This window comes from Hydrogenophaga sp. PAMC20947 (genome assembly GCF_004795855.1).
GTDB lineage: Bacteria > Pseudomonadota > Gammaproteobacteria > Burkholderiales > Burkholderiaceae_C > Hydrogenophaga.
Genome location: NZ_CP039252.1, coordinates 3,983,994 through 4,005,747, shown reverse-complemented (window position 1 = coordinate 4,005,747; position 21,754 = coordinate 3,983,994). Strand labels below are relative to the sequence as shown.

The window sequence follows — 21,754 nt, the reverse complement described above, 5'->3', positions numbered from 1 at the left end:
GAGCCACACCCGCAGTGAGCGGCGATGGGGGTAGGAAATACACCTCCGGAGCGCAGTGTCCCCAAAGCCCAGAACGCCGATGGTCCGGCTTTGCCGGCCGTCCAGCGTTGCCCCTTGAGGGGCGGAGCCACACACGCAGTGAGTGGCGATGGGGGTGGTCCCAGTTCAGGCCGATGGTCCGGCTTTGCCGGCCGTCCAGCGTTGCCCCTCGAGGGGCGGAGCCACACACGCAGTGAGCAGCGATGGGGGGGAGCCTAATTCAACAAGCGCTCAGGATTCGCCTCAAGCTTGGCCAGCGCGTCGCGCGTGGCGCGCACCGTGAGCGACTCGTCCTCGGTCGGCACCAGCAAACCGGCCTGCAAATACGCCGCCACGCGGGTGGCCTGAATGAGGAAACAGCGACCGATGTTGGTGACAAACATGTACAACTGCCCGCGATCGCTGCGCCAGGCCAGCTGCACGTTGTTGAGCTTGCCGTTGTGATCCAGACCAAACCAGGCCCCGATCTGCAGCTCCACAGCCCAGGCGCGCATGGCCTCATTGGGCTGGCTGCCGCCCACCTTGATCACCTCGATGTTGTTGGCGTCCACGCCGGTGATCATCTCGATGCTCTCGTTGTCCAGATCCAGATCGCCCACGCCGCCCTCGGGCATGTACTCTTCCAGATGGGCCAGGCGGTTGGCCAGCTGATCCAGGCTTTCCTGGGAGATGGTTTCGGCGCGCGACATGAAGGCGTCGGCCAGGGTGTCACTCACCGACTTGATGTGCTGATCTTGCAAACCCGGCGGATACCCCAGCAGGTTCATGCCCTGGCGCAAGCGCTGCAACAAGCTGGGCAGCTGCTGGATCACGCGCGCACGGTCACTTCGGTGGGGCTTGGCGCTGGCCGCCCACAGCAACTCGGAAGCCACCTTCTTGAGGGAGGCCGTCTCTTCGTGCTTCAAGCCGTACTTGACGCTGGCCACCGCCAGCACCTCAACCCAGACCTTGAACAGGAACTCGCGCACCTCGTCGCGCACCGGTACATCATCGAGCAGTTTGCGCAGCTCGATGGTGTACTGAACCGACAGCGTTTCCTTCTGCTCGATCTGCTGGGCGACCGTCACAAAACGACCGGCGCTGCCTTGGCCGCTGAGATAGGTTGAGAGGAATTTCTGAAACTCGTCGTACACCAGCTGGAACACGCGCCGACCCGTTTCCGGGTATTGCTCGATCACCTGCACCACCCGTTTGATCTCCGCTTCAAGCGCCTGGGATCCCACGCTGGACTCGAACCCCATCACGCACGAACCCATGCGGTCGATCAGGCGGCGCGCCGGGTGCTGCAAGGCACTGAAAAATTCAGGCTCGGCGAGCGCAACGCGCAACACCGGAATCTGCAGGCGCGCAAACCACACCCGCACGCTTGGCGGAATGCGCTCTTCGGCCAGGATGCTTTGAAACATGAGGGCCACGATTTCGATGGTGGCCTTCTCGGAAGTGGTGCTCGCCGCCTGCTTGAGTTCGACCGTGCGCTGGCGCAAAGCCGTTGCCGTGCGCTCAACGTGGCTGTTATCGATGATGCCGGGCTCGGCGGCCGCGCTGGAGCTGTGGGGCAAGCCCGAATCGCTGCGCACCACGGGACCCATGCGCTGTATGGCCTGCTGCAGCTGCGGCGAAGGCTCCATGAGCTGCGTGGCTTCAAAGTCACCGCCCACCTTGTCCATCAGCATGCGCTTGAGGCGCCCCACCACGCCCTGGGCGCGCTGGCGCGCGCGCGCCAGTGGCGAAGAATGGGTCATGAGGCGCGTTTCTTCGTGCACACCCATGCTGGAGCTGTTGCCCCGGTTTCCGCGGACCGATTGCCCCGACAAGCTCTCAGAGCCGAAGGACCCATGGTCGGTAGACGACGGATGGCCAGAGGAACGGCTCGGCTGCCCATAGCCAGCCCCCTGGTCGCGACCGGGCGCCTGACGGGCCCCGGCTGCGCCACTTTGGCCACCGCGTGCTTGAGCACCGCCAGCGGATGATCCGTAGCTCCCACCCGGGGAACCGCCACCGCTGTGGCCACCATAGCCACCCGAATCTTGATCAGCACCGGTGTCTGCAGGCGTGTTCTGTTTGTCCCGCGGGGCGGCCGCCGGCGCAGACCGGCTCCCCGGGGCGCGTTTCACCAAGGCTTGCAGGTCAATTTCTTTCATGACGCCGCTGGACACGAGGAATTCGTTGGCCGCCTTGTAGCCCTCGAGCATCTTGACGGACAACTTCGGCACCAGCGCGTCCTGCACCAGCAACCAGCCGTCCCGGGTCAACTGCACATCGAGCCACTGATCAATCAGGATGCGCGAAACCACATCGGGCAACAGCACATCGCCGCGGGGCAGTTCCTGGCGTTTTTCCAGGTGTTGCACGCGCAAGCGCAGATCGTTGAGTTCGGTGGACGATTTTTCCAGGATCCGCATGGCCAGGCGCGAGGCCAGGATCTGGTCGTCGATCACACCTTCGGCGAGCAACTCCAGCCGGCCGGGCACGGAACCGCTGGTGCCTGAATTGCCGAAGCGGGGCAGCAGCGTGCGCTGCAGGGCTTTTCTTGACTGGTTGAGCCAGGTGGTCTGGTTTTTCTGGAACGCCATCCAGGTGTCCCGCCGGTCCTGCATATCTTTGGCGGGCCCGGCCTGGTCCAGCAGCGAAGTCAGTTGGGCTTCGCAAGCCTTGACCAGTTCCGGCAACGATCGACCAACGTGAACAACAAAGAGTTCACGCGCCTGTTTGGCCAGAGAGGAGACATGCTGGTCGGTTGATGACACGGTGAATCAGTATGACACGAAAGAACTCAATTCACCGATACCCGCCCGGGTGTTTTCCCCGGGGGATTGAAATCGGTGATCCCTTGCACAACGGTCAGACCACGGCACCCTTGTTGGGGTCATCAGCTTCACCCTCGACCACCGCCACCGTGGAGGAGGTCTTGATCAGGTCTTCGCGCTTGATGCCCAGCCACATGGCGATGGCGGCCGCAACAAACACCGAAGAGTAGATGCCAAACAGGATACCAATGGTCAGGGCCAACGCAAAGTAGTGCAGTGTCGGGCCACCAAAAAGCAACATCGACAGCACCATGATCTGCGTCGAACCGTGCGTGATGATGGTACGGCTGATGGTCGACGTAATGGCGTTGTCAATGATCTGGGGCGTGGTCTTTTTGCGGTGTCGGCGAAAACTCTCACGAATCCGATCAAAAATCACCACAGATTCGTTGACCGAGTAGCCCAGCACCGCCAAAACGGCGGCCAGCACCGCGAGCGAAAACTCCCACTGGAAGAAAGCAAAGAAGCCCAGGATGATCACCACATCGTGCAAGTTGGCGATGATGGCCGAGACCGCGTACTTCCATTCAAAGCGGATGGCGAGGTAGATCATGATGCCGATGATCACCATCGCCAGCGCTTTCAGCCCGTCTTGCACCAGCTCCTGCCCCACCTGCGGGCCCACAAACTCGGAGCGGCGCAGCTCCACCGCCGGGTTTTGTACCTTGAGCGCGGCCAACACCGTCTCGCTTTGCTGGCCCGAGCTCTTGCCGGGCTGGATCGGCAGGCGCAGCAAGACGTCCCGGGATGTTCCGAAGTTCTGCACCGGCACTTCGGCATAGCCCAGCGACTCCACCACCTGGCGCACCGCGCCCAGGTCGGCGGGCTGCTCGTAGGCCACTTCCATGACGGTACCGCCGGTGAACTCCACCGACAGGTTGAGGCCGCGCAACACCAGGAAGATCACGGCGGCGAAGAAGGTGATGGCAGAAATCGCGTTCAGCACCAAGGCGTGCTTCATGAACGGGATATCGCGTTGAATGCGGAAGAATTCCATGTGTGTGTTCCTGCGTGTTCGCGGGGGATCCGTGCGCCGGTTGGCTTATTCGCCTTTGACAGCCGGGGTGGTGGCGCTACCGCCCGCACGCCAGACCGTGCCAATGGACACCGATTTGAGCTTCTTCTGACGGCCGTACCAGAAGTTCACCAGGCCGCGCGAGAAGACCACGCTGGAGAACATGCTGGTCAAAATTCCGATGCAGTGCACCATGGCAAAACCGCGCACCGGGCCCGAACCAAAGGTCAGCAGGGCCACGCCGGCGATCAGCGTCGTGATGTTGGAGTCAAGGATCGTGCCCCAGGCGTGTTCGTAGCCGGCGTTGATCGCCGATTGGGGCGCGGCGCCATTGCGCAGTTCTTCGCGCACGCGCTCGTTGATCAGCACGTTGGAGTCGATGGCCATGCCCAGCGCCAGCGCCATGGCCGCAATACCCGGCAAGGTCAGGGTGGCTTGCAGCATGGACAGCACCGCCACCAGCAGCAACAGGTTCAGGCCCAGCGCCAGGCTGGAAAACGCGCCGAACAGCATGTAGTAGCTGCACATGAAGAGCACGATCACCGCAAAGCCCCACATCACGCTGTTGATGCCCTTGGCGATGTTGTCGGCACCCAGGCTGGGGCCGATGGTGCGCTCTTCGATGATCTCCATGGGCGCGGCCAGCGAGCCGGCGCGGAGCAGCAGCGCCAGATCGTTGGCTTCGTTGATGCCCATGCTGCCCGAAATCTGGAAGCGGTTGCCCAGCTCACCCCGGATGGTGGCCACCGAAATGGCTTCGCCCTTGCCTTTTTCAAACAAGATGATGGCCATGCCCTTGTTGATGTTCTCGCGGCTCACGTCGCGCATGATGCGCCCGCCCGCCGCGTCCATCACCAAGGTCACACTGGGTTGTTGGTCACGCGAATCGAAGCCGGCCTGAGCATCGGTGAGGTTTTCACCGGTAGTGAGCACCTGCTTTTTCACAATGGCTGCACGGCCATCGCGCATGGGGAAACTGTCGGAACCAAACGGCACCGGGCCCGAGCCGTCGGCCGCCGCGCGGCCTTCGGTGCTTTCATCGGACAGGCGCATTTCCAGCGTGGCGGTGCGACCCAGAATGTCTTTGGCCTTGGCCGTGTCTTGCACGCCCGGCAACTGCACCACGATGCGGTCGGTCCCCTGCTGCTGGATCACCGGCTCGGACACGCCCAGCTCGTTGATCCGGTTGTGCAGGGTGGTGATGTTTTGCTTGAGCGCCTGATCTTGCACGGCCTTGGCCGCTGCCGGCTTGAGGTTGAGCACCAGGCGCAGATCGCCGTCGGCTGGGGCGTCGCCCACCGCCAGATCGGGGAACTGGTCTTGCACCACGCCGCGCGCGGCCTCCAGTGTTTCGGCGTCGCGGGCGCGCACTTCGATGCTGCTGCCGTTGCGGGCAATGCCGCCGTGGCGCACGTTTTTCTCGCGCAGAGCCGAGCGCAGATCGGCGCCCAGCACATCCATGCGGCGCTGCAGCGCTGCGGGCAAGTCCACTTGCAACATGAAATGCACGCCACCGCGCAAATCCAGGCCCAGGTACATGGGCGAAGCGCCCAGGGACTGCAGCCAGGCGGGCGTGCGCGACAACAGGCTCAGCGCCACGATGTGGGTGGGGTTGGCCGGATCGGGATTGAGCGCTTGCTCGATCGCGTCGCGCGCCTTGATCTGATCGTCGGTGGTCTCGAAACGGGCCCGAACCGAGGTGCCCTCAAACTGGATCATCGTTGGCGTCACCTTGGCCGCGGCCAGCGCCTGCTCGACCTGCGTCACGGTGGAGCTGTCCACCCGAACCGTGGTCCGGCCCGCCGACACCTGAACCGCCGGCGATTCGCCAAACAGGTTGGGCAGGGCGTAAATCGCCCCGATCAACAAGGCGACCACGATGATCACGTATTTCCACAGAGGGTATCGGTTCATAAATCAGACGCTTTCGGCGCAAGAGCACACATGAAACTCAGAGCGCGGCGAACAAGTTCGGTTCAATTCAACTGCCAGGCAGCTCGAGAGGGGTTCAACCCAGGGTGCCGCAGAACCGGCTTTGCCGGGCTGCCAGCACCGCCCCCTGGAGGGGGTGACGCGCCGCAGGCGCGGCGCGGGGGTGGGCTTACTTAATCGTGCCCTTTGGCAACACCTGGGTCACGGCCGAACGCTGCATCTGCACTTCCACGCCAGAAGCCAGCTCCACGCCCACATAGGTTTCACCAATTTTGGAGACCTTGCCGAGGAAACCACCCGCTGTGACGACTTCGTCGCCTTTGGCCAGGGCTGCCACCATGGCTTTGTGCTCTTTCTGGCGCTTCATCTGGGGACGGATCATCACGAAGTACAACACCACGAACATCAGCACCAAAGGCAGCAGGCCCATGATGGTGGACTGGGTATCGCCACCGGTAGCGGCTTGAGCAAAAGCAGAGGAAATGAACACGGAAATTCTCCAACGGGATCGGTTGTTTCAGTAAAGGCCCACAGCGCAGCAGCCCGAAACCAGGCCACCCGCACACGCAGGACACAACCGGTCATTGTATGTCGCGCCCTCGTTGCGTGCCGAGGCGCTTTTGAAGGCACCTGACCCACGGGTACACCAACGCTCGGGCTGTGCCCGTGGAAAGGCTTCGACAGCTGCAGTGCAAACCCGGTTTCAGAACGCCAGGGCCCAGAAAGCGCGGCACAACCCCCGATGCGCGCGGCCTCGGGCGGGCGCGCCCGAACGAAGCCCGGGGCGCCGCCTTGCTGCGGATTACCGCGCGTTGGCCGCCACCGGCGCAGGCGCCGCCACGTCACCCGCTGCCCAGCGCGCCTGCAATTCAGCCCAGCGGCTGCGCACCGCAGCCAGGTTGCGCTCTTTCACATGGCCAAAGCCCTTGATCTGGTCGGGCAAACGCCCGATCTCCAGCGCCAAGGTGTAGTTGTCGGCGTCCAGATCGAGCAACAAGGCTTCGATGGCGGTTCGGTATTCACCAATCAGGGCGCGCTCGGTGCGGCGCTCTTCGGTGTAGCCAAACACATCCAGCGCTGTGCCCCGCAGGCCCTTGAACTTCGCCATCCAGCCAAAGGCCGTGAACATGAACGGGCCGTACTTCTGCTTGATCAGCTCGCCCTTGGCGTTTTTCTTGGCCAGCAGCGGCGGCGCCAGGTGCACGCGCAGCTTGAAGTCGCCCTCAAACTGGCTGGCAATGCGGTCGTGGAAGGCTTTGTCGCTGTGCAGGCGGGCCACTTCGTACTCGTCCTTGTAGGCCATGAGCTTGAAGAGGTAGCGGGCCACCGCCATGGTCAAGTCCGATTTGCCCAGCGGCGCCTCGGCCTTGCGCACGCGGTCCACAAAGTGCTGGTACTCGGCCGCGTAAGCCGCATTCTGGTAGTCGGTGAGAAACGCCACCCGGCGCTCGATCACCGTGGCCACCGTCTCGCGGGGCTTGAACTGGATCACCTGCGCGCCGCCACCGGTCAGCAAAGCCGCAAAACCCTTGGGATCGTGCGCAGCGCGGCGGCCCCATTCAAAGGCCGTCTTGTTGTTCGCCACCTGCACGCCGTTGAGCTCGATCGCCCGCATCAGCGCCACAAAACCCAGCGGCACCCAGCCGCGTTGCCAGGCGTAGCCCAGCATCATGGGGTTGGTGTAAATGCCGTCGCCCATCAGCTTCGAAGCCGCCATCTCGGCGTTCACCACACCCACCGCGTCGCCGCCCAGGTTGCTCACCAGCGTGTCCACGCAGGCCTGCGCCGGGTTCTGCCAGTCGGGGTTGGTCACAAAGGCCGCCGTGGGCGACGCATTGGCGTTCAGCGCCACATGGCTGCGCCCGGCGCGCAGGCGTTGCCAGGTGTCTTTGTGGGCCGCCACGATCGGGTCGCAGCCGATCACCAGATCGGCCGAAGCCGAGCCCACGCGGGTGGTGCGGATGTCGTCCTGCCTGGCGCCGATCAGCACATGGCTCCAGGTGGCGCCGCCCTTTTGGGCCAGGCCCGCCGCGTCTTGCGTGACGATGCCCTTGCCTTCCAGGTGGGCGGCCATGCCCAGCAGCTGGCCAATGGTGATGACCCCCGTGCCACCCACGCCCGCCACGATCACGCCCCAGGCCTCGGCCTTCAGCACAGGCAGGGTCGGCTCGGGCAGATCGCCGCCGGTCCATTCGGTGGCGGCGTCGCCCTTTTTCTTCTTGCGCAGGCTGCCGCCGTCAACGGTGACAAAGCTCGGGCAGAAGCCTTTGACGCAAGAGAAGTCCTTGTTGCAGCTGCTCTGGTTGATGGTGCGCTTGCGGCCGAATTCGGTCTCCAGCGGCTCCACGCTCAGGCAGTTGGACTGCACACCGCAATCGCCACAACCCTCACACACCAGCTCGTTGATGATCACGCGCTCGGTGGGCTCAACCATCGTGCCGCGCTTGCGGCGGCGGCGCTTTTCGGTGGCGCAGGTCTGGTCGTAAATGATGACCGTGGTGCCCTTGATCTCGCGGAATTCAAGCTGCACGGCTTCCAGCGTGTCGCGGTGCTGGATCGCGATGCCACTGGGCAGGCCGCTCACGCCGTCGTACTTCTCGGGCTCGTCGGTCACGATGATGATCTTCACCGCCCCTTCGGCGCGCATGCTCTGCGCGATCTGCACCACGCTGTGGCCCTCTTCTCGCTCGCCCACCTGCTGGCCGCCCGTCATGGCCACGGCGTCGTTGTAGAGAATCTTGTAGGTGATGTTCACGCCCGCAGCGATGCTCTGGCGGATCGCCAGAATGCCGCTGTGGAAATAGGTGCCGTCGCCCAGGTTGGCGAACATGTGCTTCTCGTTGCTGAACGGCTGCTGCCCGATCCAGGGCACGCCCTCGCCGCCCATCTGCGTGAAGCCCACCGTGGCGCGGTCCATCCAGATCGTCATGAAATGGCAGCCAATGCCGGCCATGGCGCGCGAGCCCTCGGGCACTTTGGTGCTGGTGTTGTGCGGGCAGCCCGAACAAAACCAGGGCTGGCGCTCGGCGCCGGGCACACCCACGGTCAGCAGCGTCTGCATCGACTGCTCCTGCGCCGTCAGAATCGCCAGCTGCGAATCGATGCGCGCCTGCACATCGTCGGGCACCCCCAGTTTGCGCAAGCGCTTGGCGATCGCACGGGCAATGATGGCCGGGTTCAGATCGGCGTTGGCGCGCAGCAGGTGGTGGGCGCTGGGGTTGGGCATGCTCCATTCGCCACCGGTAAAATCACCGTCGACCTCGTCGAACTTGCCCAACACCAGGGGACGCACATCGCCGCGCCAGTTGTAGAGCTCTTCCTTGATCTGGTATTCGATGACCTGGCGTTTTTCTTCCACCACCAGAATTTCGCGCAAGCCCTCGGCAAATTCCCGCGTGGTCTGCGCCTCGAGCGGCCACACCACATTGACCTTGTGCAGGCGCAGGCCAATGCGCTGGCAGGTGGCGTCGTCCAGGCCCAGATCGAGCAGCGCCTGGCGCGTGTCGTTGTAGGCCTTGCCGCTGGCGATCACACCAAAGCGGTCGTTCGGCCCCGAGATCACGTTGTGGTTGAGCTTGTTGGCGCGGATGTAGGCCAGCGCGGCGTACCACTTGTAGTCGAACAGGCGCGCTTCCTGTTCCAGTGCGTGGTCGGGCCAGCGGATGTGCACGCCCCCGGGCGGCATGTCGAATTCGGGGACCACGATCTTCACCCGGTTCGGGTCGATCTCGGCCGTGGCGCTTGATTCGACGATCTCCTGGATCGTCTTCAGCCCCGCCCACACGCCGCTGAAGCGGCTCATGGCGATGGCATGAATGCCGAGATCCAGAATGTCTTGCACGGTCGACGGGAAAAACACCGGCAAGCCGCAGGCTTTGAAAATGTGGTCGCTCTGGTGGGCCGCCGTCGAGCTCTTGGAAATGTGGTCGTCACCGGCCACCGCGATCACACCGCCCCAAGGCGTGGTGCCCGCCATGTTGGCGTGTTTGAACACATCCGAGCAGCGGTCAACCCCGGGGCCCTTGCCGTACCAGATGCCAAACACGCCGTCGAACCTGTTTGAGCCCTCGGGCGCAAAACCCAGCTGCTGCGTGCCCCACAAAGCCGTGGCCGCCAGCTCTTCGTTCACACCCGGCTGGAAGACGATGTTTTGCGCCTTGAGAAAAGGCTCGGCCTTTTGCAAGGCCTGGTCGTAACCCCCCAGCGGCGAGCCCCGGTAGCCGCTGATGAAGCCCGCCGTGTTCTTGCCCTGCAAGGCATCGCGCTGGCGCTGCAGCATGGGCAGCTTCACCAGCGCCTGCACCCCGCTCATGAAAGCCCGACCGTGGTCAAGCGAGTATTTGTCGTCCAGCGTCACCGTTTCCAGGGCGCGGCGAATGTGTTCGGGCAGAGGGGCGTTCATCGTGATGTCTCCAAGGTCGGGGGTCCGCTTTGTGGGCGGTTCTCTTTTTCACGGGGTCACGGGCGGCGTCGGCCTGTTCCAGTGTGCCGCACAGTGTATGACCCGGGCGCTGACAGGTGTTTGCTTTTCATGCCCTTTAAATCCCCTTCTACGCAAGATTCTTTCTAGAATCAGGCCACCATGGAAACACTCGACAAGTTTGACCGCATCATTCTGAACGAACTGCAACAAAACGGGCGGCTGACCAACGCCGAGCTTGCGCAGCGCGTGGGCCTGTCGGCCGCGCCCTGCTGGCGCCGGGTGCGTGCGCTGGAAGAAGCGGGCTTCATCCGCGGCTACCGCGCCGAGATCGACCGCCACAAAATCGGCCTCGATGTGCTGGCCTTTGTGCGGCTCGATGCCGCGCAAAACTCGGGTGAATTGCTGGGCAAGCTGGAAGAAGCCATCCGCCGCCTGCCCGAGGTCACCAGCTGCCACTACATCAGCGGCACCGGCACCTTCGAGCTGCAGGTGGTCAGCAGCGATCTCAACACCTTCAGCCAGTTCGCCCGCGATGTGCTGATCAACCTGCCCAACGTGAAAGACCTGCACACCAGCTTTTCGCTGGGCGAAGTGAAGGCGGCGGGGGCTTTGCCGCTGGGGCATTTGCTGCCCAAAGCACTACCCACGGCAAGTGGCCGCAAAACTTGAGTCTTTTTTGACACCGCTTATCCCCGGAATGTGACCGCCGAGGCAACAATCGGCTCCAAGTCGTTGATAAACGTGACTTTTTTCTCTTCGCTGCATTGCAGCAATGTTGAACTTTCCATAAGCTTGGGCCATCAGAAAACGGCGATGCAGGGTACATAGGTACTCAGGCACGCTACAAAAAAAGTCCTAAAGGAAACGTCGTGAAAAAAGCCCTCATTCTCAACACCGCAATTGCCCTGGCCCTGGCCGCCCCCCTGCTCGCTTCGGCCGAATCGCGCCTCGTGATCGGCAACGGCAACGCCGCCGCCAAACTTGACTTCCGTGTGGTTGTGCCACGCGTGCTGTTCCTGGCCGTGGGCACCGGCGCCAGCGGTTTCGCCAGAAACACCAAGGTCGACATGCTGACCTTCAACTACGCCAGCGCCGCCGCCGCCGCCACCCTGGGCAACAAGACGGCATCGACCGCTCAAAACGTCAGCGTCAAGGTCTTGGGCAACAACGGCCAGATCGAAATTGGTGCGGTGGGCTCGAATGTGGAGGGCTTGGTGGGCGCCACCACTGGCGACACCATCCCTTGGGCCGAAATCATCGCAAAGTCCGATGACGCCACCAACTTCGACGTGCCAGCCGTGGGGGGATCCGCCAAACCCACAATCTCCTCGGGCAGCAAGGTCACGCTCCACCAGACCACCTGGAAGTACAGCTACGCCAACAACACCGTGCCCGCCTCCGGCACCTACAACGGTACCGTGACCTACACCGCCACCATGCCCTGAGCCTGCGCTGTAGCGCACAAGCCCGGCCATCGGCCGAGCCAACCCCCTCGAAAAGGGGGCCATTTTTGAAAAGGGCCGTTGTTCGCAACGGCCCTTTTTGCTGAGCGCTTGCCGCTGATGCCCTGCCTTTTTCTTGGCATCGCCCTTGGCGATTCCGAGCCGTCCCCTTGCCGCCCCCCTGCCTTTCAGACCATCCAGCGTGCACCCCATCCGCTGCCGCAACGGCGTCACGCCGGCTGGTAGACAATGAAACCCTCATGAACACGCCCTTGCACCGCACCGCCGCCCTGCACCCCTCACGCGGCGCCTGGCGGGCCGCTGCGCTCGCCTTGGTGTGCCTGTCTCAGATCACCAGCGCCCACGCCTGGACCCTGTCGCTCGCCTCGGCCTCGCGCCGCGTGTTCCTGCACGTGGGCAATGGCACATACGATGGCAACAACGGCACCGTCAACACCGTCTCGTCCACCCTCACCAGTGCCCAGCTCATCGGCGGCAATCCGCAGGCCATGACCACCAACAGCACCCAGTCGCGCAGCCTCTACGATGGCTACAGCACCTGCCCCAACCCGGCCAGCCAGATCCTGATCGGCGCCTCTTACCGCCGCAACAACGGCAGAGACGGCCCGGCGAGAGCCACCCTGCGCGTGACATCGCCCGCCAACCTCGTCAACGACAACAGCGACACCATTCCGTTTTCCCAGATCAGCTGGAGCGTATCGGCCTCGGGCAGCGCCCAGAGCAATGTGATCGCTGCGGGCGCATTCAATGGTGGTTCGCTCACGCTGGCCTCTATCCGGGCCAATACCTACATCGAAAACTGCCACAGCTTTGTCTACGCCAATGAGACCGTGCGGGCCGCCGGCACCTACACCGGGCAGGTCACCTACACGCTGAGCAGCCCATGAACCCAAGCCAAACCTGCAGTCTGAGGCCGCTGCCCAGCCTGGTCGCCGCCCTGATCGGCACCCTGCTGCTGTTCAGCGGCCCCGCCGTGGCCAACCCGCACCGGCTCGACGATGCCCTCAGCCACACCGTGCCCGCCAGCGCGCAAATGCAGTGGCGCGCCCAGACCGGCGCCGAGCCCGATGCCGGGGTGGAAGCCTGGGTGCGCGTGAACGTCCGCATTGACACCAGCGACTGGGTGGGCCGCACCGGCCGCGTCTACATGGTCTTGCCCCGCGACCAAGCTTCCAGCATGGAAGCCGAGTGGACCACCAACGGCACCCTGCGAGCCGGCCGGCTGGTCTCGGGCGAACGCGCCCTGGTCTACGCCGGGCGCATTGCCGGCAGCACCCTGCAAGACCAGATCCAGGTGCGCCTGCGCTCCGCCCCCGACTGGGAAACCTCCAGCCGCCGCCTCAACTTCTATTTCGAGCTCGACGTCGACGGCGCAGACGCCCCCCTGGCGCCCACCGCCTCAACCTCCGCCCGCTGACCTTCCTTACCTGCAAGACTGCATGCCTGCATGACCGTGTTCTCACCCCGCTTTCGTCGCCCCGCCGGCAACCCCTTTTCAGCCCGCCATGTGGCGCGCGCTTGCGCATCGGCCGCGGCGCTCGCCGGGGCCGCCCTCGCGGCGCCCTCGGCGCTGGCCCAGGGCTTCGCGGCCTATGTCTCGCCGCCCCGGTTTGAAGTGCAGGTCCAGCCCGGTGAGCCCTTGCGACAGGTGCTGGAGCTGCAACACGTGGGCAACCAGCCCGGCCAATACCGCTTCTACACCAGCGACTGGACGCTCGGCCCCGACAACGCCGTGACCTTCAGCAACGAACTCGCGCCCGACAGCTGCCGCCCCTGGGTGGCCATTGAACGGCGCGACCTCACCCTGGCCGGGGGCGCCGCCTACCGCTACCGTTTTGAGATCACCCCCCCGCCCGGCACCCCGCCGCGCGAATGCCGCTTCGCCCTCATGATCGAGGGCCTGGACCCCGCCCGCATCACCGGCGACATCAGCTTCCCCGTGAGCGGGCGCATTGGCGTCATCGTTTACGCCGCCGTGGGGGGCGCCAAGCCCGAGCTCACCCTGACCGGCCAGCAAGTGGTCACCCTCAAAGGCCAGCCCACAGCCACCCTCAATGTGCGCAACACCGGCAACGCCACCGGCCGGCTCGACGGCTTTGTCAACGCCACCGACGCCAGCGGCAAAACCGTGGAGCTCGCCCCGGCCGACATGCCCATACTCCCCGGAGAAAGCCGCCGCATCGAGCTCAACCCCGTGGTCGAGCAAGACAAAGCCCCGCCCACGATGCTGTTCCCGATCACCGTCAGCGGCCAGCTGGAGTGGGCCGATCAACGCATGCCCATCGATCACCGCTTCGCCCCATGAAACCCCGGGTCTGGCTGGGGAAGACCGGCCCTGAGGCTGTCGAAAGGCTTGGGGTTGTTCAGCCCCATCGGCGCCTCAGGCCCAAAGGGGCTGCAGCCCTGGGCCTCATGGCTCTGGGCTGGATCGCCAGCCCCGCCGGCGCCCAGGCCCCCACTGCGGCCCCAGCCGCCGCCAGCCCCACCGAGCCCGCGCCTTACCAGGACCGCGTCATTGAAGGCCTGGCCCCCGCCGCCAGCAGCGCGCCCAGTGGCCAGCCCTACGACGGTTCGGGCTGGCCGCGCTTCCTGCGCCTGGAGTCCCGCGTCGGCACCCAGCCGTTTGACACCGAGGGCAGCACCCAGAACAGCCTCGCCCTCTACGGCCTGATCGACACCCCCAACCACGGCGCCCTCTCGCTCGACGGCGCCTACACCCCGAGCAGCAGCAGCGGCAACCTCACCCTGCGCCAGCGCGGCCTGCCGCTCGAAGGCGGTTGGGTGGGCAACCACGAAGGCGGCGTGATCAACGCGCCCGCCACCGATTTGAGCCGCCTGCCCGGGCGGGTCTACCTGCCGTCGGCCACCTTGCTCGGCGCCAGCGGCGAATGGCGCAACGCAGGCCAGGGGCTCAGCGTGATCGCCGGCAGCGGCCAGCCCGGCCAGCTGCAAAGCCTGCCCTCCACCGGATTCACCGGGCTGGGCGGACGCCGCCATACCCTGGGCGCGCAATGGCGCCCTGGCGGCGGCGCCCCAGACAACACGCCTTCGCTCAAACTCCCCGGCTGGACCCTCGCCGTCCAGCATGAAAACGCCAGCGATCTGAGTGGCCTGGTGCAATCCACCGACACCTCAACCACCGCCTCCACATCCGCCCTGCGAACCGCCGCCAGCGCCACCCTGCTCGCGGCCCGCCATGAAAGCGAAGGCCAGCGCATCCAGGCCCAGGTCATCACCAGCGCGTCGGATGTCCCGGCCACATCGACAGCAACATCCACGGCGACCACCACCACAACCAGCACCATTGCCCGCAGCGCTCAGGGCTTCTGGGTCGACAGCCAGTGGGACGAAGGCCCCCGCACCCACGGCCTCAGCCTCTACCGCCTCGACCCCGGCCTCAGCTGGGCGGGCCAGACCATGCCCAACGACCTCCAGGGCGTCGCCGTCAGCACCGCCTGGCGCACCCGCCAATGGCAGGCCGAAGGCTCGATCGACTGGCTGCGCTCCATCAGTGGCGATCGCGCCGCCGGCAGCTACGCCTCGGCCAGCGCGCGCTGGCGCCTTGACCGCAGCAGCAACGTGGGCGCCGGCGGCTCGGTGCGCCGCTTCGACGGCAACGCCTGGAGCACCTACGGCGACTGGCGCTTTGACAACCGCTGGGGCAACAGCGGCCTGCGGCTGGAGCTCGCCGGCGGCGACAGCGATCAAACCCGCAGCCAGGTCTTGACCTACGACCAAGACTGGTCCGCCCCCCAGGGCTGGACCGTTTCCAGCAGCGTTGGCCTCGGCGTTGAGCGCGACACACTGGAAGAAGGCCTCACCCAAAGCGACCGCTTCTGGACCGCATCGACCGCCCTCAACGCCCCCGTGGGCAGCCGCGCCAGCCTCAACGCCACCGCCAGCCTCGAGCGCAGCCAGCTCGGGCGCAACCGCCAAGCCCTCAGCCTGGGCGGCAACTGGCGCATCAACCCCCGCTGGACGCTCGACGCCAACTTCAACCGCAGCCTGGGCCGCAGCGTCACCACCACCACCTCGCTAGACCCCCTCGCCCCCATCATCACCACCACCGCATCGCAAAGCGACAGCGACCGCTCGTTTTATGTGGTGCTGCGCTATGAGTTCGAAGCCGGCAGCCGCAGCGTGCCCCTGGGCGGCCAGGCCTTTGAGGGCGGTGGCTTCATCGAAGGCGTGGTCTATTACGACGCCAACCGCACCGGCACCCAGGAAGCCAGCGAAACCGGTGTACCCAATGTCACCGTCTTTATCGACAACCGCTACGGCGTGCGCACCGACGCCCAAGGCCGCTTCTCGTTCCCCCTGGTGGGCACCGGTCCGCGCACCGTCACCCTGCGCAACGAAACCCTGCCCCTGCCCTGGAACGTGGTCAACGAAGGCCAGGCCTTGGTTGAAGTGCGCCTGCGAGAAACCACCCGCCTGAGCTTGCCGGTGCAGCGGAGCGAATGAGCTTTTAGCCCCCACGCTCCGCCGCTGGCGCGGGTCGCTGCCCCCCGAGGGGGCTGATCCGGCTTGGGGCGGCCCTGCGCCGGATCGCTTGCGTGCCCCCACACCCCGCCGCTGGCGCGGGTCGCTGCCCCCCGAGGGGGCTGATCCGGCTTGGGGCGGCCCGGCGCCGGATCGCTTGCGCGCCCCCACACCCCGCCGCGTTGCGGGTCGCTGCCCCCCGAGGGGGCTGGGCCTTGGGGCGGCCCGGCGCCGGTCCCGTTGGTTCCTTGCCCCCCACGCTCCGCCGCGTTGCGGGTCGCTGCCCCCCGAGGGGGCTGATCCGGCTTGGGGCGGCCCTGCGCCGGATCGCTTGCGTGCCCCCACACCCCGCCGCGTTGCGGGTCGCTGCCCCCCGAGGGCGCTGATCCGGCTTGGGGCGGCCCGGCGCCGGATCGCTTGCGCCCCCCACTTCACCGCCAACGCCCCTACCTCCTTCACCTCAGCCCTACCAGAACCCCCCATCCACAAGGCTCGAATGAACGGCTTGCACGGAATGTTTTTCTGAGCGCTTCAAGTTCCTCAAAGGTGTGCCGATACCTTAGGCATGACCACCTTGCACCGCCCCAGTCCTCTGCGCTTTTGGGTCATGTTGCTGGCGCTCGCCGCCGGTGTGGCCCTGGTTCCGGTCATGGCCCGGGCCGAAGGTGGGCTCAGCGTCAGCGGTGGCCAGGCCGGGGGCTCAGGCGCCAGCGCCACACTGCAGTTTCGGGTGGTGACCCCCCCCGTGATGCGGGGGCTGGAAAACAGCCACCCCAGCCAGCTCCAGGCCTCGGCCGATGGCGCGCTGGTGGGTCAGCAGCGGCTGGTGGTGGTGTCCAACATGAAACACGGCTTTTGCGTGGCCCTGCGCCGCAACCAGCCCCAGGCTGGCGAGTGGCAGCTGCAAACCGCCGAGGCCAGCGGCACATTGCTCACCCCCACCGCCGAAGGCTACCGCCTTTGCGCCAGCCGCCCCGGCCGCTACAGCCTGCTGCTGCAACACAGCTTCAAGCCCGCGATCAGCGCCACGACCACCCAGGCCACAGCCAACGCCAACACAACCGTTACCGCCATGGCCTGGCCCGTGCAAACCGACATCACGGCGCTCTGAGCGAAGCAACGAAGCAAAAGCGGTTAGCGACTTAGCGACAAGCGCACACAGAAAGGGCGGCCCAGGGACAGGCACATGCCCCCTTCCAGCCAACCTTCTTGCCACCCTTCTTGCCACCGCCACCGACCCACCCCCGGTCGGCCCAAGCCCGTCGAAACGGCAACGGCAACCCAGGCAATGCGTTCACAAGCCCCCTTGGTACCTTTGGCTTAACCACCCCAAACCATCCCCGGGCAGCGGCTCGCCCCCCTGCGATCAAGCCAAAGTTTCAGGCCCTGGCCTTTGGGTACTGTGCAAGGGGTACCCAAATTGGCAGGGCGTCAATCGCCCAGTCGCGTGTTTTTTCCACCACAGCACCAGCGGCGATATCGGCTCCATCCCAGCGCGCTCAGCCCCCGCCGGCGCCCCTTTGCGGGGCGCCATTGGCCTCAGCGCGTGTGCCAACACCCCAAAATAGCGTTAAAAATTGCGCACCGTTTGCTCTCAAAAGGCATATCGCCGCCATTTTGTGCTGCGCTGCAACAAATGCTCACAGTTCACACCAATAGACAAGTCCATGCCCAAGCTTGTCCCCCAATCGTGTGAATACGACCAACGGTGTTACAAAAAGTAATTAGAGCCCTTAGACTTAAGGGATACCCCTAGGCTTTTATGGACATGTCTCGCTTGGCGAGGTGGAACCTATGGCCTCAACAGGCCCCAGGCGCTGACCAGCGCCTTTGGGCATGCGGCTGCAGGCAATGAAGGGGGGGCGGAATGCTTTGGGGGGGCCGGGCATTCCTCCCAATAGAAAAAACACGCTGGAGGGGTTGAGCGCCATGACTGACGGGCCATTGCTGAGCACGAATAGAGATTCGAACGAGGGGCAGGCGAACGCCCAAGCGCCTGGGCTTTTGCCTGGGTTTGCGCTTGGCTGTTTGCAGCCGGTGATTTCCACGCCCCAAAGCCTCGGCTATCGCTTCTTCGGCCGCGCCCTTGAAACCTTGAGCGCATGCTTCAGCATGGCACTCGGCAGCGGCCCCAAAGCCTGGCTCCGCCATCCAGGCGCCCTCGCATGAGCGCCACCGCCCAACACCCCAGGCCCGATCCGTTGCAGGCAGGCTCGGCCTACAACCCGGCCCAGCCAGCGCAGCCCTCCCAAGGCGGTGACCCAAACGGACCCCGTGAGCCCCGCGATACCGTGGTGCCCCTGCGCAGCGACCACGAGCTCGCCCGCGCCCTCGCCCCCTGGGCCGATTGGGGCCGCAACCAGTCCTGGACCAAGGCCAGGCTGGTCGCCACCGATCTCAGCGTCTTCTGGCTGTGTTTTCTGGTCGGGCGCCTGCCCATGTGGCTGCGCCAAGAAGTGAGCCTGGCCGAGGCCATGAACATCTGGTGGGTCGGTGGTGGTCCGCTGCGTCTGGGTATTTTTGCCGTGGTCGTGGTGGGCATGATCGGCTGGATGGGCTCGGTACAGGGCCACTACACCGCTTCGCGCCGCAAGCCCTGGTGGGACGAAGCCCGCCAGATGGTCACCGTGGTGATCATTGCGGCCATGGCCGATGCCGTGTTGATGTACCTGGGCAAGTGGCAGTTTTCCCGGCTCTGGACCGGGGTCACCTGGCTGCTCATCTTCAGCGCCCTGCCGCTGGCGCGCCTGTCCATTCGCATCCGCCTGCTGAAAGCCGGCAAGCTGACCCAGCCTTATGTGCTGCTGGGCCGCCCGGAAGACCTGGAACAAGCCGCCACCGCCCTGGCCAGCGAGCGATTCCTGGGCTACACCCCGGTGGCCGTGGTCTGCCCCGATCCCGGCGAACGCCTCACCCAGCTGGGCCCGATCACCCTGGCCCCCATCGCCTTGACCCCCGCCGTGCGCCAGCTGCTGGCCCAGCCCGGGGCTTACCAGGTGGTGGCGGTGCTGGGCTTCAGCGACAACCACTGGCTGCGCGAGCTCACCCAAGAGCTCATGCTCACCCGAGACGACGTGATCATCATCCCCGCCCTCAACGGTTTGCCGATGCTGGGCATGGAGGTCTCGCACTTCTTCAGCCATGAAGTGCTGCTGCTGCGCGCCCGCAACAGCCTGTCGCGCCGCGGCCCCCAGTTTCTGAAACGTGTGCTGGACATCGTGGGCGCCAGCGCCCTGCTGGTGTTGCTGGCCCCGCTGTTTGCCTGGGTGGCCTGGCGCATCAAGCGCGAAGGCGGCGGCCCTGTGTTTTTCACGCAGCAGCGTGTGGGCAAAGACGGCAAGCTGTTCAAGTTCATCAAGTTCCGCAGCATGGTGCTCGATGCCGACGCCGCCCTGGAGCGCTGGAAAACCGAAAACGAAGCCCTCTACGTGCAATACCTGGCCAGCAACTTCAAGCTCGCCAACGATCCCCGGGTGACCGCCATTGGCCGGTTCATCCGCCGCACCAGCATCGACGAGCTGCCCCAGCTGGTGAATGTGTTGCGCGGCGACATGAGCATCGTGGGCCCGCGCCCCCTGCTGCCCCGCGAGCTGGGCGAATACGGCAACAGCATCAACGCCTACGGCAAAGCCCGCCCCGGCATCACCGGGCTGTGGCAGATCAGCGGGCGCAGCGCCAGCACCTTCCAGCACCGCATCGCCATGGACCTCTGGTATGTGCGCAACTGGTCCATGTGGACCGACTTTGTGATCTTGCTGCGCACCGTGCGGGTGGTCGTGAAACAGGAAGGCGCCAGCTGAAACCCAGCGCGCTCAAACACTGAATTCACACGCCCCAACCTTCGCACCCGCCGCCACGCCCCTGTTCCGATAGTCCCTGATCCCCACATTCCCCTGCAGCCGGCCCCGCGCCGGCGTTGGCATTTTTTATGACCGCTTACCACTCGACCACCGCAGCCACCCCGGCCCCCACACCCATCACCCCCGTGATCCTGTGCGGCGGCTCCGGTACCCGCCTGTGGCCGCTCAGCCGCAAAAGTTTTCCCAAGCAGTTTGTGCCCCTCATTGGCGGCAAGAGCCTGCTGCAGCTCACGCTGGAGCGGGTGCAGGGCCTGGGCGGTGGCCTGATGGTGGTGGCTTCAGAGGCCCACCGCTTTCTGGTGGCCGATGCCTTGCAAAGCGCCCAGGCACCGAACCCCAAAAACAACCCCAAACCCGCCACCGTGTTGCTGGAGCCCGTGGGCCGCAACACCGCCGCCGCCATGGCTTTGGCCGCCCTGCAAGCCGAAGCCAGCGGCCAGCCCGATCAACTGCTGCTGTTTTGCCCCGCCGACCACCACATCCCCGACGTGGCCGCCTTTGCCCACACGGTTCAGCAAGGCGTGAGCGCCGCCCAGGGCGGCGCCATCGTCACCTTTGGTGTGGTGCCCAGCTTCCCCAGCACCGCCTATGGCTACATCCGCCAAGGCGACCCCCACCCCGATGGCGCGCGGCAAGTGGCGCGCTTCATTGAAAAACCCGCCGCCGAACAGGCCCAGGCCCTGCTGCTCGAAGGCAGCGTGTTGTGGAACGCCGGCATCTTCCTGGTGCGCGCCAGCGCCCTGATCAAAGCCTTGCACAAGCACGCGCCCGACATTTTGGCGGCCTGCCGCGCTTCGCTGCCCGAAGCCTCAGGCACACCGCTCAACGGAAGCGGCAACCCAGCAAGCGACCCGGCCAACGCCGTCACCTGGGTGGTCCCCCACCCCGGCGCCTTTGCCGCCTGCCGTTCACAAAGCATCGATTACGCGGTGATGGAACACCACGCCAACGTGGCCGTGGTGCCGTTCAGTGGCCAATGGAGCGATGTGGGCAGCTGGAATGCCGTGGCCGATCTGAGCGAGCCCGACGCCCAAGGCAACCGCATCGAAGGCCAGGGCCACGCCCCGCATTCGACCAACACCTTTATTCACGCCCCCCACCGCCCGGTGGTGGCCCTGGGCACGCAAGACCTGCTCATCATCGACACACCCGACGCCCTGCTGGTGGCCCACCGCGACAGCGCCGAACAGGTGAAAGACGTGGTCAGCCTGCTCGAATCGCTCAGCTTGGCCGAAGCCGCCACCCACCGCAAAGTGGCCCGCCCCTGGGGCTGGTACGACAGCATCGATATGGGCGAGCGCTTCCAGGTCAAGCGCATCGGCGTGAAACCCGGCGCCAGCTTGAGCCTGCAAAAACACCACCACCGCGCCGAACACTGGATCGTGGTCAAAGGCACGGCCGAAGTCACCCGCGGCACCGATGTGTTTTTGATGTCTGAGAACCAGAGCACCTACATCCCCATTGGCGAGATCCACCGCCTGCGCAACCCCGGCAAGCTGGAGCTGGAAATGATCGAAGTGCAGTCGGGCGCCTACCTGGGCGAAGACGACATCGTGCGCCTGGAAGACACCTATGGCCGCGTGGCCCCCGGCCTGCCCGGCCCCGTTGCGGGCATCGGCAAGGGCGATGAAACGAGTGTTGTTGCTGGCGCTGCCCCGGTTGTTGTCAAATAGGCCCCGGCCTTTTCGGCCCGCCTTTTTGCCCCACCACCACCGTTCCGCCCCAGCCCTTTA

The 21,754-nt window shown here is 65.3% G+C and carries 14 protein-coding genes; 9 read left to right on the top strand and 5 right to left on the bottom strand.

The features are described from left to right. Positions 1-254 precede the first annotated feature (254 nt). The 5 genes from E5678_RS18275 to E5678_RS18255 form a co-directional block, all read right to left on the bottom strand. Complete coding sequence (locus E5678_RS18275; RefSeq protein WP_136179855.1) at positions 255-2,786, bottom strand: DUF1631 family protein; 2,532 nt, start codon at positions 2,784-2,786, stop codon at positions 255-257. Positions 2,787-2,880: 94 nt separating this feature from the next. Next, positions 2,881-3,843 carry a protein translocase subunit SecF gene (gene secF / locus E5678_RS18270; protein ID WP_136179854.1) on the bottom strand — a complete coding sequence of 321 codons (963 nt, stop codon included), beginning with the start codon at positions 3,841-3,843 and terminating at the stop codon, positions 2,881-2,883. Between the two features lie 45 nt (positions 3,844-3,888). Beyond that, entirely contained in the window at positions 3,889-5,775 is a 1,887-nt protein-coding gene (gene secD, locus E5678_RS18265) for a protein translocase subunit SecD (RefSeq protein WP_136179853.1), read from the bottom strand. Positions 5,776-5,962: 187 nt separating this feature from the next. Continuing rightward, positions 5,963-6,283: a preprotein translocase subunit YajC gene (gene yajC / locus E5678_RS18260; protein ID WP_136179852.1), complete on the bottom strand. Its 321-nt coding sequence runs from the start codon at positions 6,281-6,283 to the stop codon at positions 5,963-5,965. 312 nt (positions 6,284-6,595) lie between these two features. Next, entirely contained in the window at positions 6,596-10,195 is a 3,600-nt protein-coding gene (locus E5678_RS18255; RefSeq protein ID WP_136179851.1) for an indolepyruvate ferredoxin oxidoreductase family protein, read from the bottom strand. A 180-nt stretch (positions 10,196-10,375) separates the two neighbouring features. On the opposite strand from E5678_RS18255, the gene E5678_RS18250 reads away from it, so the two are divergent. The 9 genes from E5678_RS18250 (at position 10,376) to E5678_RS18205 (ending at position 21,694) form a co-directional block, all read left to right on the top strand. After that, positions 10,376-10,885 (top strand): Lrp/AsnC family transcriptional regulator, encoded by a 510-nt coding sequence (locus tag E5678_RS18250; RefSeq protein ID WP_136179850.1) that lies wholly within the window; start codon positions 10,376-10,378, stop codon positions 10,883-10,885. 200 nt (positions 10,886-11,085) lie between these two features. After that, the gene (locus E5678_RS18245) at positions 11,086-11,661 is read left to right on the top strand and encodes a hypothetical protein (protein ID WP_136179849.1); all 576 of its coding nucleotides are present in this window, start codon (positions 11,086-11,088) and stop codon (positions 11,659-11,661) included. A 257-nt stretch (positions 11,662-11,918) separates the two neighbouring features. Then, positions 11,919-12,566 carry a hypothetical protein gene (locus tag E5678_RS18240; RefSeq protein ID WP_136179848.1) on the top strand — a complete coding sequence of 216 codons (648 nt, stop codon included), beginning with the start codon at positions 11,919-11,921 and terminating at the stop codon, positions 12,564-12,566. Continuing rightward, positions 12,563-13,096 (top strand): hypothetical protein, encoded by a 534-nt coding sequence (locus tag E5678_RS18235; protein ID WP_136179847.1) that lies wholly within the window; start codon positions 12,563-12,565, stop codon positions 13,094-13,096. The genes E5678_RS18240 and E5678_RS18235 overlap by 4 nt, the downstream gene beginning before the upstream one ends. Positions 13,097-13,126: 30 nt before the next feature. Beyond that, positions 13,127-13,984 carry a hypothetical protein gene (locus tag E5678_RS18230; RefSeq protein WP_136179846.1) on the top strand — a complete coding sequence of 286 codons (858 nt, stop codon included), beginning with the start codon at positions 13,127-13,129 and terminating at the stop codon, positions 13,982-13,984. Continuing rightward, positions 13,981-16,143 carry a hypothetical protein gene (locus E5678_RS18225; protein WP_136179845.1) on the top strand — a complete coding sequence of 721 codons (2,163 nt, stop codon included), beginning with the start codon at positions 13,981-13,983 and terminating at the stop codon, positions 16,141-16,143. Before E5678_RS18230 ends, E5678_RS18225 begins: the two co-directional genes overlap by 4 nt. Positions 16,144-16,726: 583 nt before the next feature. Then, a complete protein-coding gene (locus E5678_RS18215; protein WP_136179843.1) occupies positions 16,727-17,272 on the top strand; it encodes a hypothetical protein in 546 nt (181 codons plus the stop codon). Positions 17,273-18,326: 1,054 nt separating this feature from the next. Beyond that, complete coding sequence (gene wbaP / locus E5678_RS18210) at positions 18,327-19,961, top strand: undecaprenyl-phosphate galactose phosphotransferase WbaP (protein WP_168708602.1); 1,635 nt, start codon at positions 18,327-18,329, stop codon at positions 19,959-19,961. 128 nt (positions 19,962-20,089) lie between these two features. Further along, a complete protein-coding gene (locus tag E5678_RS18205; RefSeq protein ID WP_136179841.1) occupies positions 20,090-21,694 on the top strand; it encodes a mannose-1-phosphate guanylyltransferase/mannose-6-phosphate isomerase in 1,605 nt (534 codons plus the stop codon). The last annotated feature ends 60 nt before the right edge of the window (positions 21,695-21,754 follow it).